The sequence below is a fragment of the Streptomyces sp. NPDC046870 genome (assembly GCF_040704595.1).
In the GTDB taxonomy this organism is placed as follows: Bacteria; Actinomycetota; Actinomycetes; order Streptomycetales; family Streptomycetaceae; genus Streptomyces; species Streptomyces argyrophylli.
Genome location: NZ_JBEYXM010000013.1, coordinates 1 through 12,929 on the forward strand (window position 1 = coordinate 1; position 12,929 = coordinate 12,929).

General features: G+C 69.7%; 12 protein-coding genes. 3 read left to right on the plus strand and 9 right to left on the minus strand.

The window, feature by feature from the left end; translation table 11 throughout:
- Positions 1 to 345 precede the first annotated feature (345 nt).
- The 3 genes from AB0946_RS25385 to thyX all read right to left on the minus strand — a co-directional run bounded on the left by AB0946_RS25385 (position 346) and on the right by thyX (position 4,047).
- Entirely contained in the window at positions 346 to 2,031 is a 1,686-nt protein-coding gene (locus AB0946_RS25385; protein ID WP_366762960.1) for a ribonuclease J, read from the minus strand.
- 155 nt (positions 2,032 to 2,186) lie between these two features.
- Positions 2,187 to 3,086, minus strand: coding sequence for a 4-hydroxy-tetrahydrodipicolinate synthase (dapA, locus tag AB0946_RS25390; protein ID WP_366762961.1), 900 nt, complete (start codon positions 3,084 to 3,086; stop codon positions 2,187 to 2,189).
- Positions 3,087 to 3,297: 211 nt separating this feature from the next.
- A complete protein-coding gene (thyX, locus tag AB0946_RS25395) occupies positions 3,298 to 4,047 on the minus strand; it encodes an FAD-dependent thymidylate synthase (RefSeq protein ID WP_366762962.1) in 750 nt (249 codons plus the stop codon).
- Between the two features lie 175 nt (positions 4,048 to 4,222).
- Between thyX and AB0946_RS25400 the strand changes: the two genes are divergently transcribed.
- Positions 4,223 to 4,483 (plus strand): hypothetical protein, encoded by a 261-nt coding sequence (locus AB0946_RS25400; RefSeq protein ID WP_366762963.1) that lies wholly within the window; start codon positions 4,223 to 4,225, stop codon positions 4,481 to 4,483.
- A gap of 102 nt (positions 4,484 to 4,585) precedes the next feature.
- Positions 4,586 to 5,140, plus strand: coding sequence for a hypothetical protein (locus AB0946_RS25405; protein WP_366762964.1), 555 nt, complete (start codon positions 4,586 to 4,588; stop codon positions 5,138 to 5,140).
- 36 nt (positions 5,141 to 5,176) lie between these two features.
- Here AB0946_RS25405 and AB0946_RS25410 read toward each other — a convergent pair whose 3' ends face one another.
- The 5 genes from AB0946_RS25410 to rpsO all read right to left on the minus strand — a co-directional run bounded on the left by AB0946_RS25410 (position 5,177) and on the right by rpsO (position 10,700).
- A complete protein-coding gene (locus AB0946_RS25410) occupies positions 5,177 to 5,632 on the minus strand; it encodes a tetratricopeptide repeat protein (RefSeq protein ID WP_366762965.1) in 456 nt (151 codons plus the stop codon).
- Between the two features lie 27 nt (positions 5,633 to 5,659).
- Entirely contained in the window at positions 5,660 to 6,412 is a 753-nt protein-coding gene (gene dapB, locus AB0946_RS25415) for a 4-hydroxy-tetrahydrodipicolinate reductase (RefSeq protein WP_366762966.1), read from the minus strand.
- Positions 6,413 to 6,438: 26 nt separating this feature from the next.
- A complete protein-coding gene (locus AB0946_RS25420; protein WP_366762968.1) occupies positions 6,439 to 7,818 on the minus strand; it encodes a pitrilysin family protein in 1,380 nt (459 codons plus the stop codon).
- On the minus strand, positions 7,815 to 10,034 hold the full coding sequence (locus AB0946_RS25425; protein ID WP_366762969.1) for a polyribonucleotide nucleotidyltransferase: 2,220 nt from the start codon (positions 10,032 to 10,034) through the stop codon (positions 7,815 to 7,817). Before AB0946_RS25425 ends, AB0946_RS25420 begins: the two co-directional genes overlap by 4 nt.
- 378 nt (positions 10,035 to 10,412) lie before the next feature.
- Entirely contained in the window at positions 10,413 to 10,700 is a 288-nt protein-coding gene (gene rpsO / locus AB0946_RS25430; RefSeq protein ID WP_171152312.1) for a 30S ribosomal protein S15, read from the minus strand.
- Between the two features lie 273 nt (positions 10,701 to 10,973).
- Here rpsO and AB0946_RS25435 point away from each other — a divergent pair, with 273 nt between their 5' ends.
- A complete protein-coding gene (locus AB0946_RS25435; RefSeq protein ID WP_014675376.1) occupies positions 10,974 to 11,264 on the plus strand; it encodes a DUF397 domain-containing protein in 291 nt (96 codons plus the stop codon).
- A 92-nt stretch (positions 11,265 to 11,356) separates the two neighbouring features.
- Here the strand turns inward: AB0946_RS25435 and eccD are convergent, their stop codons facing one another.
- Positions 11,357 to 12,865: a type VII secretion integral membrane protein EccD gene (gene eccD, locus AB0946_RS25440; RefSeq protein WP_366763112.1), complete on the minus strand. Its 1,509-nt coding sequence runs from the start codon at positions 12,863 to 12,865 to the stop codon at positions 11,357 to 11,359.
- Positions 12,866 to 12,929 lie beyond the last annotated feature (64 nt).

Consider the following 12,929-nt stretch of genomic DNA (forward strand, 5'->3'; position numbering starts at 1 on the left):
ATTTTTGGCACGCTGTTGAGTTCTCAAGGAACGGTCGCTTCCTTTGTACTCACCCTCTCGGGCTTTCCTCCGGGCGCTTCCCTTCGGTCTTGCGTCTCCGACTCTATCAGATCTTTTCTCGATCCGATTTCCTCGGTGCTTTCCAGGTTCCCGCTCTCGCGTTTCCCTTTCCGGCGGTTCCGACTTTATCAGAAGTTCTGAGTCGGTTTTCCCACCCGCTCCGGGCATCCGTGTCCAGCGCGTGAAGTGCTGGGGTTCCCGGTTGGGCGGAGCCGTAAACGTACTGGAGCGGGGCGCCCCGATGCAAATCGAGGCGCCCCGCTCCTGATCCGGGCCGACGAGGCGTCAGACCTCCACGACCACCGGCAGGATCATCGGCCTGCGGCGGTAGGTGTCCGAGACCCACTTGCCGAGGGTCCGGCGGACGAGCTGCTGGAGCTGGTGGGGCTCCACGACGCCGTCCTGCGCGGACCGCTCCAGGACCTCGGTGATCCTCGGGAGGACGTCCGCGAACGCCGAGTCCTCGATGCCGGAGCCCCGGGCCTGGACGTGCGGGCCGCCGGTGATCTTGCCGGTGGAGGCGTCCACGACCACGAAGACCGAGATGATGCCCTCGTCGCCGAGGATCTTCCGGTCCTTCAGTGCCGGCTCGCCGACGTCGCCGACCGAGAGGCCGTCGACGTAGACGTAACCCGCCTGCACCTTGCCGGAGATCTTCGCCTTACCCTCGACCAGGTCGACGGCCACGCCGTCCTCGGCGATGACGATCCGGTCGTGCGGGACGCCGGTCAGGGCACCCAGCTCCGCGTTCGCCCGCAGGTGGCGCCACTCGCCGTGGACGGGCATCAGGTTCTTCGGGCGGCAGATGTTGTAGAAGTACAGCAGCTCGCCCGCGGAGGCGTGGCCGGAGACGTGCACCTTCGCGTTGCCCTTGTGGACGACGTTGGCGCCCCAGCGGGTCAGGCCGTTGATCACGCGGTAGACCGCGTTCTCGTTCCCGGGGATCAGCGAGGACGCGAGGATGACCGTGTCGCCCTGGACGATGCGGATCTGGTGGTCGCGGTTGGCCATGCGGGACAGGGCCGCCATCGGTTCGCCCTGGGAGCCCGTGCAGACGAGGACCACCTCGTGGTCGGGCAGGTCGTCCAGCGTCTTGACGTCGACGACCAGGCCCGGCGGCACCTTCAGGTAGCCGAGGTCGCGGGCGATGCCCATGTTGCGGACCATGGAGCGGCCGACGAAGGCGACCCGGCGGCCGTACTCGTTGGCCGCGTCCAGAATCTGCTGGATGCGGTGGACGTGGCTGGCGAAGCTCGCCACGATGATCCGCTTGCGGGCGCCGGCGAAGACCTGCCGCAGGACGTTGGAGATGTCCCGCTCGTGCGGGGTGAAGCCCGGGACCTCGGCGTTCGTGGAGTCGGTGAGGAGGAGGTCGATGCCCTCCTCGCTCAGCCGCGCGAAGGCGTGCAGGTCCGTGAGGCGGTTGTCCAGCGGGAGCTGGTCCATCTTGAAGTCGCCGGTGTGCACCACCATGCCGGCGGGGGTGCGGATGGCGACGGCCAGGGCGTCCGGGATGGAGTGGTTGACGGCGACGAACTCGCAGTCGAAGGGGCCGATGCGCTCGCGGTTCCCCTCCGCCACCTCCAGGGTGTACGGGCGGATCCGGTGCTCCTGGAGCTTGGCCTCGATCAGCGCGAGGGTGAGCTTGGAGCCGATCAGGGGGATGTCCGGCTTCTCGCGGAGGAGGAAGGGGACGCCGCCGATGTGGTCCTCGTGGCCGTGCGTGAGGACGATGCCCTCGATGTCTTCGAGGCGGTCCCGGATGGACGAGAAGTCCGGCAGGATCAGGTCGATTCCGGGCTGCTCCTCTTCGGGGAAGAGCACTCCGCAGTCGACGATCAGCAGGCGACCGCCGTACTCGAAGACCGTCATGTTCCGGCCGATCTCGCCGAGGCCGCCGAGCGGGGTGACCCGAAGGCCGCCCTCCGGCAGCGGAGGCGGCGGGCCGAGTTCGGGATGCGGATGACTCAAAAGACTCTCCTCACCACGCGCGCCACGTACCGGTACGGCACGTGGCGCGCATGACGTTCGTGCGGAAGCAGTTGTCGTTGTTGATCGCAGGCACCGGCGGCCTGCCTGTTCTGTTGTTCTTCAGTTGTGAAGCCCCTGTGGTGCAAAGTCTGTTGTCAGAGCTGTACCCCGCCGGCGGCAAGATCGATCTTGAGCTGCTCGATCTCCTCGGGGGAGCACTCGACCATCGGCGAGCGCAGAGGCCCGGCCGGCAGTCCCTGGAGGGCCAGGGCGGCCTTGGTGGTCATGACGCCCTGGGTGCGGAACATGCCGGTGTAGACCGGAAGCAGCTTCTGGTGGATCTCCGTGGCCTTGACGACGTCTCCCGAGGTGTACGCGTCCACCAGGGCGCGCAGGTCGGGGGTGACCAGGTGGCCGACGACGGAGACGAAGCCGACGGCGCCCACGGAGAGCAGCGGGAGGTTGAGCATGTCGTCGCCGGAGTACCAGGCGAGGCCGGACCGGGCGATGGCCCAGCCGGCGCGGCCGAGGTCGCCCTTGGCGTCCTTGTTGGCGACGATCCGGGGGTGCTCGGCGAGCCGGACGAGGGTCTCGGTGCTGATCGGGACGCCGCTGCGGCCGGGGATGTCGTAGAGCATGACCGGCAGGCCGGTGGCGTCGGCGACGGCCGTGAAGTGCCGGTACAGGCCCTCCTGCGGCGGCTTGTTGTAGTACGGCGTGACGACCAGGAGGCCGTGGGCGCCGATCCGCTCGGCTTCGCGGGCCAGCTCGATGCTGTGGTGGGTGTCGTTGGTGCCGACTCCGGCGACGACGTGGGCGCGGTCTCCGACGGCCTCCAGGACGGCTCGTACGAGCTCCGATTTCTCCGCGTCGCTGGTGGTGGGGGACTCGCCGGTGGTGCCGTTGACGATCAGGCCGTCGTTGCCTGCGTCCACCAGGTGGGCGGCGAGTCGCTGCGCGCCGTCGAGGTCGAGTGCGCCGTCCGCCGTGAAGGGCGTGACCATGGCGGTGAGGACCCGCCCGAAGGGGGTCTGCGGAGTCGAGGTCGGAGCCATGGGTAACACGCTACTCGGTGCTCGATGCGGGGTGCGTCCTCGGGGTGCCGGGAAAGTCATGACAAAGATGGAGCCCGGCACTGCCTGCTCGGGGGTTCAAGCAGTGCCGGGTCCGTTTGATCAGGCTAGATGAACTTCTCTAAATGCCGCAATACGGACACTTCGCCAGGCTGACCCGTACATCCGTTCCTGACAGGGGAACAAGGCTTCGTTACGGGGCCACACGCCCGTTCGCGTTGAAGGCGGCGTGCGTCAGCGGCATGAGCCCGGCCCACTCCGCCTCCATCTTCTCGCCCACCATCTCGATCTCCCGCTGCGGGAAGGACGGCACCTTGGCCAGCTCGTGCTGGGTGCGCAGACCGAGGAAGTGCATCAGGGAGCGCGCGTTGCAGGTGGCGTACATCGAGGAGTAGAGGCCGACGGGGAGGGCGGCGCGGGCGACCTCGCGGGCGACGCCGTCGGCGAGCATCTTCTGGTAGGCCGTGTACGCCTGCTCGTACGACTCGCGCAGGGCCCCGCTCACGGCCTCGTGCTGGGCCGGGGTGCCCTCGACGAAGACGTACTTGCCGGGGCGTCCCTCCTGGACCAGCTTGCGGTCGGGGCCGGGGACGTAGAAGACCGGCTGGAGCTCGCGGTAGCGGCCCGACTCCTCGTTGTACGACCAGCCGACCCGGTGCCGCATGAACTCGCGGAAGACGAAGATCGGGGCGCTGATGAAGAAGGTCATCGAGTTGTGCTCGAACGGGCTGCCGTGCCGGTCGCGCATCAGGAAGTTGATCAGGCCCTTGGAGCGCTCGGGGTCCTTCTTCAGCTCGTCCAGCGACTGCTCGCCGGCGGTGGAGACACGGGCGGCGAAGAGCACGTCCGCGTCCGAGGCGCTGGACTTCACCAGCTCGACGGTGACGTCACTGCGGAACGTGAGCGACTCGGGGGTGGTCACGGGGCTTGGGGTCCTTCCCATCACTTCGGTGGTTGCGACCACCTTACGGGGGCACCCGGCGGAGCCTGGCACCACCTCGCCTCAAAAAACGCACCCGCGATTTTTTCGGACATGGGCACCTTTTGTGTCACTCGATCGTCTGTATCGGTGAGGTCCGTACATTCGATCATCAACCCTGAAAGGAACGGCACCCACGATGTCGCGCCCCCAGCTGTCGCCGGGAGGTACCCCCAGCGAGTCCGTACCCTTCGCCTTCCTGGCCGAGGCGGACAGGTTCCGCAGCAACGTCACTCCCCCGCCCCGTCGGCGGGCGTCGTTCGGCGAGATGGCCGGGCGCTGGCTGCTGGGTCTCACCATCGTCGCCGGGCTCATAGGTGCCCTGGTCCTGGGCATGCCGGCGCTCTCCACACCGGCCGATACGCCGGCTCAGCAGTCCCAGGCGTCCCAGGGGCACTGATCACGGGCACTGCCCCTTACGGACGCTCAAGGCTGGTGGGCGGGAACGGGGCCGGATAGCCTCACCGGCACAGCCCCCGTGAGGACCGAGTGAGGACCAGCCGTGCCCCTGCCCTTCCTGACGGCCGACCGCACCTTCGAGACGACGGCCGAGAGTGCGCTCCCGTATGACGACCCGGACCGCTGGCGGCGCCCCTATCGGCCCGGTCCCTGGCGGGTGGGCGTGGCCGCGCTGGTGCTGCTGCTCGCCTCTTTCGTCCTGTTCGCCGGCGTGCTCACCGCGGTCACCGGCTCGCTCTCCGACGCCGGAGGGGTCCTCGGCGTCGGCCTGGCGATCGTCGGCGGCTCGCTGCGGCTGCTGCGCATGGGGGTGTGGGTGAGCCGGCGCGGACTGCGGCGCACCGGCTTCCTGCTGACGCGGACGGTGCCGTGGGCGCGGGTGGTCTCGGTGCGGACCGTCCAGCAGCCGGTGCGCTGGCTGGGACTGCCGCGCACGGTGCAGGGACAGGCGCTGGCGTTCGTGCGCAAGGACCGGCGGCCGGAGGACACCCCGCCACTGCTCACCACGCACGGATTGGACTTCCTCGGCCGGCCGATGGCGTTCGACCGGGCGGCGGACGCGGTGGAGGCGTGGGCGGCGGAGTACGGGGGCCGCTGAGCCGGCGCCGCGGGGCTCTCGGGGGAGAACGCGCGGTCAGGCGGCCTGGACCGGCTTCCCGTCGTGCAGGGCGATGGCCCTCTGCATCGCCTTGCGGGCGCGGGGGGTGTCGCGGGCGTCGTGGTAGGCGACGGCCAGGCGGAACCAGCAGCGCCAGTCGTCCGGGGACACCTCCGTCTCGGCCTTGCGCCTGGCGAACACCTCGTCGGCCGAGTCGCGGTCGATCCGGCCGCTGGGCAGGCGCCTGAGCTCGTCGACCGGCAGGCCGCCCTCGGCGTCGAGTTCGGCGGCCAGCTGGTTGGCCTTGCGGACGAACTGGGTGTTCTTCCAGAGGAACCACAGGCCGATGAGCGGCAGGATCAGCACCGCCACACCGAAGGTGACGGTGACGACCGTGCCGGACTGGATGAGCATCACGCCACGGCTGCCGACCAGGACGAAGTAGAAGACCAGGACGGCGGCCGTGACGAGGTAGGTGATCTTCGCGCGCATCGGAGGGGATGTCTCGGCTCGGTCGTCTCAGCTCAGGTCCAGGAAGTGCTCCAGGCCGAAGGTGAGGCCCGGAGTGGTCACCACCCGCCGCGCGCCGAGCAGGATGCCCGGCATGAAGCTGCTGTGGTGCAGGGAGTCGTGCCGGACGGTGAGGGTCTCGCCCTCGCCGCCGAGCAGCACCTCCTGGTGGGCCAGCAGGCCGCGCAGACGGACCGCGTGCACGGGGACGCCGTCGACGCTGGCGCCCCGCGCGCCGTCCAGGGCGGTGACGGTGGCGTCCGGCGCCGGTGCCGTCCCGGCCGCCCGGCGGGCCTCGGCGATGAGCTGGGCCGTACGGGTGGCCGTACCGCTGGGTGCGTCCACCTTGTTCGGGTGGTGCAGTTCGACCACCTCGACCGACTCGAAGTACGGCGCGGCGATCTGCGCGAACTTCATCGTCAGCACGGCCCCGATGGAGAAGTTCGGCGCGATGAGCACGCCGGTCTCCGGGGACTGGGCGAGCCAGCCCGTCAGCTGCGCGAGGCGGTCCTCGGTCCAGCCCGTCGTACCGACGACGGCGTGGATGCCGTGGCGCACGCAGAAGTCCAGGTTGCCCATGACCGAGGCGGGGGTGGTCAGCTCGACGGCGACCTGGGCGCCGGTCTCCGCCAGCGTCTCCAGCTTGTCGCCGCGGCCGAGGGCGGCGACCAGCTCCATGTCCTCGGCGGCCTGGACCGCCTTGACGGCCTCCGACCCGATCCGGCCGTTGGCACCGAGGACCGCCACGCGCAGCTTGCTCATGTTCCTGTTTCCTAACCGGTGGTGTTTCAGGCGACCGCGTCGTGCAGCCGGGAAGCCTGCTTGTCCTTGAGCGGGCCGATGACCGACAGCGACGGGCGCTGTCCCAGGATGTCGCGGGCGACCTCGCGGACCTCGTCCGGGGTGACCGCCGCCATCTTCGCGAGCATGTCGTCCACGGACATCTGCTCGCCCCAGCACAGTTCGCTCTTGCCGATACGGTTCATCAGCGCGCCGGTGTCCTCCAGGCCCAGGACCGTGGAGCCCCGCAGCTGGCCGATGGCGCGGGCGATCTCGTCGTCGGTCAGTCCGTTCTGCGCGACGTGGTCGAGTTCGTCGCGGCAGATGCGCAGGACGTCGTGCACCTGGCTGGGCCGGCAGCCGGCGTAGACGCCGAACAGGCCGCAGTCCGCGAAGGCGGAGGTGTACGAGTACACGCTGTAGGCGAGGCCGCGCTTCTCCCGGACCTCCTGGAAGAGGCGGGAGGACATGCCACCGCCGAGGGCGGTGTTGAGCACGCCCATGGCCCAGCGGCGGTCGTCGGCGCGGGCGATGCCGGGCATGCCGAGGACGACATGGGCCTGCTCGGTCTTGCGGGCGAGCAGTTCGACCTTGCCTGCGGCGCGGATCGTCCTGCGGCCCTCGCGCGGGGCGATGGGCCGCGCGTCCGGGTCGCGCAGGGCGCCCGCCTTCTCGAAGGCCGCGCGGACCTGTCGTACGACCTTGTTGTGGTCGATGTTGCCGGCGCAGGCGACCACGAGGTGGGTCGGGTCGTAGTGCTTCTTGTAGAAACGGCGGATGCGGTCGGCGGTGAGGGCGTTGACCGTGTCGACCGTGCCGAGGACCGGGCGGCCGAGGGCGTTGTCGCCGAACATGGTCTGCGCGAACAGGTCGTGCACGCAGTCGCCCGGGTCGTCCTCGGTCATGGCGATCTCTTCGAGGATCGCGCCGCGTTCGACGTCGACGTCCTCCTCACGGATCAGCGAGCCGGTCAGCATGTCGCAGACGACGTCGATGGCGAGGGGCAGGTCGGTGTCGAGCACGCGCGCGTAGTAGCACGTGTACTCCTTGGCCGTGAACGCGTTCATCTCGCCGCCGACCGCGTCGAGCGCGGAGGAGATGTCGAGCGCGCTGCGGCGGTCGGTGCCCTTGAAGAGCAGGTGCTCCAGGTAGTGCGTGGCGCCGTTCAGGGACGGGGTCTCGTCGCGGGAGCCGACGTGCGCCCAGATGCCGAAGGTGGCGGAGCGGACCGAGGGCAGGGTCTCGGTGACGATGCGCAGGCCGCCCGGGAGCGTGGTCCTGCGGACCGTGCCGATGCCGCCTGTGCCCTTGATGAGGGTTTGGGTACGGGCGACGGCCCGCGCCTCCGAAGAGGGGCGGGCCGTCACCTTGGAGCCACGGGACGTCACTGCTCGGCGTCGTCCTTGTCCTGCTCGTCGCCTTCCTCGCCCTCGATCACCGGAACGAGGGAGAGCTTGCCGCGGGAGTCGATCTCGGCGATCTCGACCTGGACCTTCTGGCCCACGCCGAGCACGTCCTCGACGTTCTCCACGCGCTTGCCGCCGGCGAGCTTGCGGATCTGCGAGATGTGCAGCAGACCGTCCTTGCCGGGCAGCAGGGAGACGAACGCACCGAAGGTGGTCGTCTTGACGACCGTACCCAGGTACCGCTCGCCGACCTCGGGCATCGTCGGGTTGGCGATGCCGTTGATCGTGGCGCGGGCGGCCTCGGCCGAGGGACCGTCGGCGGCACCGATGTAGATCGTGCCGTCGTCCTCGATGGTGATCTCGGCGCCCGTGTCCTCCTGGATCTGGTTGATCATCTTGCCCTTGGGGCCGATGACCTCACCGATCTTGTCGACCGGGATCTTCACGGTGATGATCCGCGGAGCGTTCGGGGACATCTCGTCGGGCCGGTCGATGGCCTCCATCATCACGTCGAGGATGTGGAGACGGGCGTCGCGGGCCTGCTTGAGGGCCGCGGCCAGGACGGAGGCCGGGATGCCGTCCAGCTTGGTGTCGAGCTGGAGAGCGGTCACGAACTCCTTGGTGCCGGCGACCTTGAAGTCCATGTCGCCGAAGGCGTCCTCCGCACCGAGGATGTCGGTGAGGGTGACGTAGTGCGTCTCGCCGTCGATCTCCTGGGAGATCAGGCCCATGGCGATACCGGCGACCGGGGCCTTCAGCGGCACACCGGCGTTCAGCAGCGACATGGTGGAGGCGCAGACCGAGCCCATGGACGTCGAGCCGTTGGAGCTCAGCGCCTCGGAGACCTGGCGGATCGCGTAGGGGAACTCCTCGCGCGCCGGCAGCACCGGCACGAGGGCGCGCTCGGCGAGGGCGCCGTGGCCGATCTCGCGGCGCTTCGGGGAGCCGACGCGGCCGGTCTCGCCGGTGGAGTACGGCGGGAAGTTGTAGTTGTGCATGTAGCGCTTGCGGGTCACCGGGGAAAGGGTGTCCAGCTGCTGCTCCATGCGGAGCATGTTGAGGGTGGTGACGCCCAGGATCTGGGTCTCGCCGCGCTCGAACACCGCGGAACCGTGCACGCGCGGGATGGCCTCGACCTCGGCGGCCAGCGTGCGGATGTCGGTGACACCGCGGCCGTCGATGCGCTTCTTCTCCTTGATCACGCGCTCACGGACCAGCTGCTTGGTGAGCGAGCGGTACGCGGCGGAGATCTCCTTCTCGCGGCCCTCGAACTCCGGCAGGAGCTTCTCGGCGGCCAGACCCTTGACGCGGTCCAGCTCGGCCTCGCGCTCCTGCTTGCCGGCGATGGTGAGCGCCTGGGCCAGCTCGGGGCGGACGGCCGCGGTCAGGGCCTCGAACACGTCGTCCTGGTAGTCCAGGAAGATCGGGAACTCGGCGGTCGGCTTGGCGGCCTTGGCGGCGAGGTCGGCCTGCGCGCGGCACAGGACCTTGATGAAGGGCTTGGCGGCCTCCAGACCGGCGGCGACGACCTCCTCGGTCGGCGCCTCGGCACCACCCTCGACCAGCTTGATGGTCTTCTCGGTGGCCTCGGCCTCGACCATCATGATCGCGACGTCGCCGTCCTCCAGGACGCGACCGGCGACGACCATGTCGAAGACGGCGTCCTCGAGCTCGGTGTGCGTCGGGAAGGCAACCCACTGGCCGTTGATCAGGGCGACGCGGACGCCGCCGATCGGGCCGGAGAAGGGCAGACCGGCCAGCTGCGTGGACGCGGAGGCGGCGTTGATCGCCACGACGTCGTACAGGTGGTCGGGGTTGAGGGCCATGATCGTGGCGACGACCTGGATCTCGTTGCGCAGCCCCTTCCTGAAGGACGGGCGCAGCGGGCGGTCGATGAGGCGGCAGGTGAGGATCGCGTCCTCGCTCGGCCGGCCCTCACGGCGGAAGAAGCTGCCGGGGATCTTGCCGGCGGCGTACATCCGCTCCTCGACGTCCACCGTCAGCGGGAAGAAGTCGAGCTGGTCCTTGGGGTTCTTGGAGGCGGTGGTGGCCGACAGCACCATGGTGTCGTCGTCCAGGTACGCCACGGCGGAGCCGGCGGCCTGCTTGGCCAGGCGGCCCGTCTCGAAGCGGATGGTGCGGGTGCCGAAGGAGCCGTTGTCGATGACGGCCTCGGCGTAGTGGGTCTCGTTCTCCACTAGCGTTTTCTCCGTTACGTATCGTCTTTCGTCCCTTGGCTGCCCGTGTGGCAGGGGGACGGTGGCGGAGAAGCGCTCCGTGCGGTGCGGGCCGGTCTTCGATCGAAGCACCCGGGGCTCGCTTCCCCCCGGGGGCCACTACCGAGGACCGGCGGCGGCTGGTGCGCTTCTCCTCGTTCAGTGACGTACCCCGTCATGCGTGGCGTACGTCGTTCCGTGTCGTGCGTATTGCGTTGTGCTACCACACTACAAAGCGTGAGTGACACTCCGCACGTCTCCGCTCGTACGGCGGAGGGTTCCGTGTGCGCGGCGGGGCCGCGCATACGGCAAAGGGAGCGGCCCCCGAGTACGTTCGGGAACCGCTCCCCTCATGGCGTCTTACCGGGCGCCCGCCGCACCGCGGCGGATGCCGAGGCGGTCGACCAGCGCACGGAAGCGCTGGATGTCCTTCTTCGCCAGGTACTGCAGAAGGCGGCGGCGCTGACCGACGAGGATCAGCAGGCCACGGCGGGAGTGGTGGTCGTGCTTGTGGGTCTTGAGGTGCTCCGTCAGGTCGGAGATCCGACGGGAGAGCAGAGCCACCTGGACCTCGGGGGAGCCGGTGTCACCCTCCTTGGTACCGAACTCGCCGATGATCTGCTTCTTCGTAGCGGCGTCGAGCGACACGCGTACTCCTCATAGTCTGTTGAGTGCCACCGAGTGCCCCCGGTCTACGTCTCGGGGAAGCTTCCGTTACTCGGGAGGCGGGGATCCGCTGGGCGCGGCCTCCAGAACGAGCACGGGGCGGTTCCGGGGGTGCGTACACAAACGGCCGTCACTCAGGGTACCAGGCGATGACGGGCACCTTGCGCCCGGTCGGCGAACCGCCCTGGTGGGGCGGCCCCGGCCACTAGGGTGAGCGCCCGGACCGTACCTACCTCGGGAAGGGGTCGCTGCACGATGGCGGAAACGGAAGCGGAGATCAAGGCGCGCAAGGAGCGGGAGCGGGACGAGCTGTACGCCCTCGACATCTCGGGCGTCGAGTGGCACTGCGCGCCGGGCACGGAGGAGCACGAGGAGCGGGTCGAGATCGCGTACCTGCCCGGCGGGGCGGTGGCGATGCGGTCCTCGCTCGACCCGGACACGGTGCTGCGCTACACGGAGGCGGAGTGGCGGGCGTTCGTGCTGGGGGCCCGGGACGGGGAGTTCGATCTGACGCCTATGGCTCATAACGGGGGGCTGGACGGGTAGGGGGCCAGGCATGAGAAAGGGCGGCACGTGCACGTGCCGCCCTTTTTGCCGTCCCGCTGCTCTCCGGTGACGGCCCGCTTCCGTCGTGGGGCCTAGCTGGTCATGGCCCGTGCCTGCGCGTACACGTCGAAGACGGCCAGGGCCAGCGGGATCAGCGTGAGGAGGACGAAGCCCTCGCAGATCTCCAGGAAGCGGCCCCAGAAGGGGGTCAGGCCGCCGCGCGGCAGGATCAGGCCCAGGGCCGTCACCAGGGCGGTGGCCAGGGCGATGGCGGCGATCAGCCAGATGGTTCGGATGTCGAGATCGGCGCGGTCGCCGGCCAGCGCCGCGCGCATGATGTGCTGCGGCGGGTTGAGGGCGAGGCCGAGGCCCAGGAGGACCAGCGCGGCCAGGCCGGCGGCCAGCACGGAGGCGACCTGGGCGGTGTACCGGAAGAGGCTCGCACGCATGAGCATGGCGACTCCGGTGGCGAACGCGAGCAGCTGGGCCCAGATGTCGTCGGAGAAGCCGAGTACGGCCGAAGCGCCGACGGTGAGCAGCGCACAGCCGCCCACCAGGCCCACGAGGAGTTCGTGGCCGCGCCGCGCCTGCGCCTCGATGCGCTCGGTGTCCACGGGTTCCTGCGTGGAGGAATCGGCGCCATAAGCGGGGCGAGGGGTCTTGGGGGTGCCGTTGCTGGGATTCTCGAAGCCGATCGGCAGCCGGGCGAAGCGCATCGACATGCCGGGCAGGAAGGCAAGGGCGCCGACGGCGACGGGCGCGCACAGGCCGGCCATCTCGGTCGCGGACCAGTTGGTCAGGGTCGCGACGAAGACGACGACCAGGGCGACCGCCGAGGCGAAGACGAAGGCGACGAACGGGCCGTCGCCGCGGGGTGAGCACAGGGCGAGGATCAGCGCGGCGACGAGGACGGCCGCACACGCCAGCAGGAACTGCAGTCTGCCGATGCCCTCGCCGCCGGTCAACGGCAGCAGGCCGCTGCCGGCGACACCGATGTTGGGCAGTCCGCCGAGACCGAGGGCGACGGACGAGCCGCGGTCGTCGTAGACGCGGGCCCGGACCGCGGAGAGCACGACCAGGAGCACGCCGGTGACGGCGGCGAGGATGCCGGCCAGGCCGTGCATGTCGTGGCGCGGGTCGGAGGTCCAGGCGACGAACGCGAGCAGCGCGGGCAGCACGCCACCGCCGACGAGTCCCGCTGCCCGGGTCAGGTCGCCGCTCCACAGTTTGTGCTGCTTGCCGACGGAGGAGGCGACGGCCTCGGCGACGTCGTCGTAGACGGCCGGGGGCAGGGACTCCGCGAACGGGCGCAGCGTGAGGAGTTCGCCGTCGAGGATGCGCTGGGCGGCGAAGGAACGGGCGCTCTCCAGCACGGTGCCGTCGGTACGCACGAGGTGGTAGCCGACCGGGGCGCCCGCCGCGGGACTCTGCTGGGACAGGCGCAGGATCTCCGGATAGAGGTCGGCGACCGGAACGTCGTCGGGCAGTGCCACGTCGATACGGCTGTCCGGCGCGACGATGGTGACCCGGCAGAAGCCGAGTCCGGTGCCGGACCCGGAAGGTGCTCCCGTCCCGGGTCCGCCGGTGGCGGCGGCCGTCATGCTCACCTGCTGCTCCCCCTCAGTGGTGGTGGTGCGTCTATGTCGTGAAGGTCCGGTGCCGGTT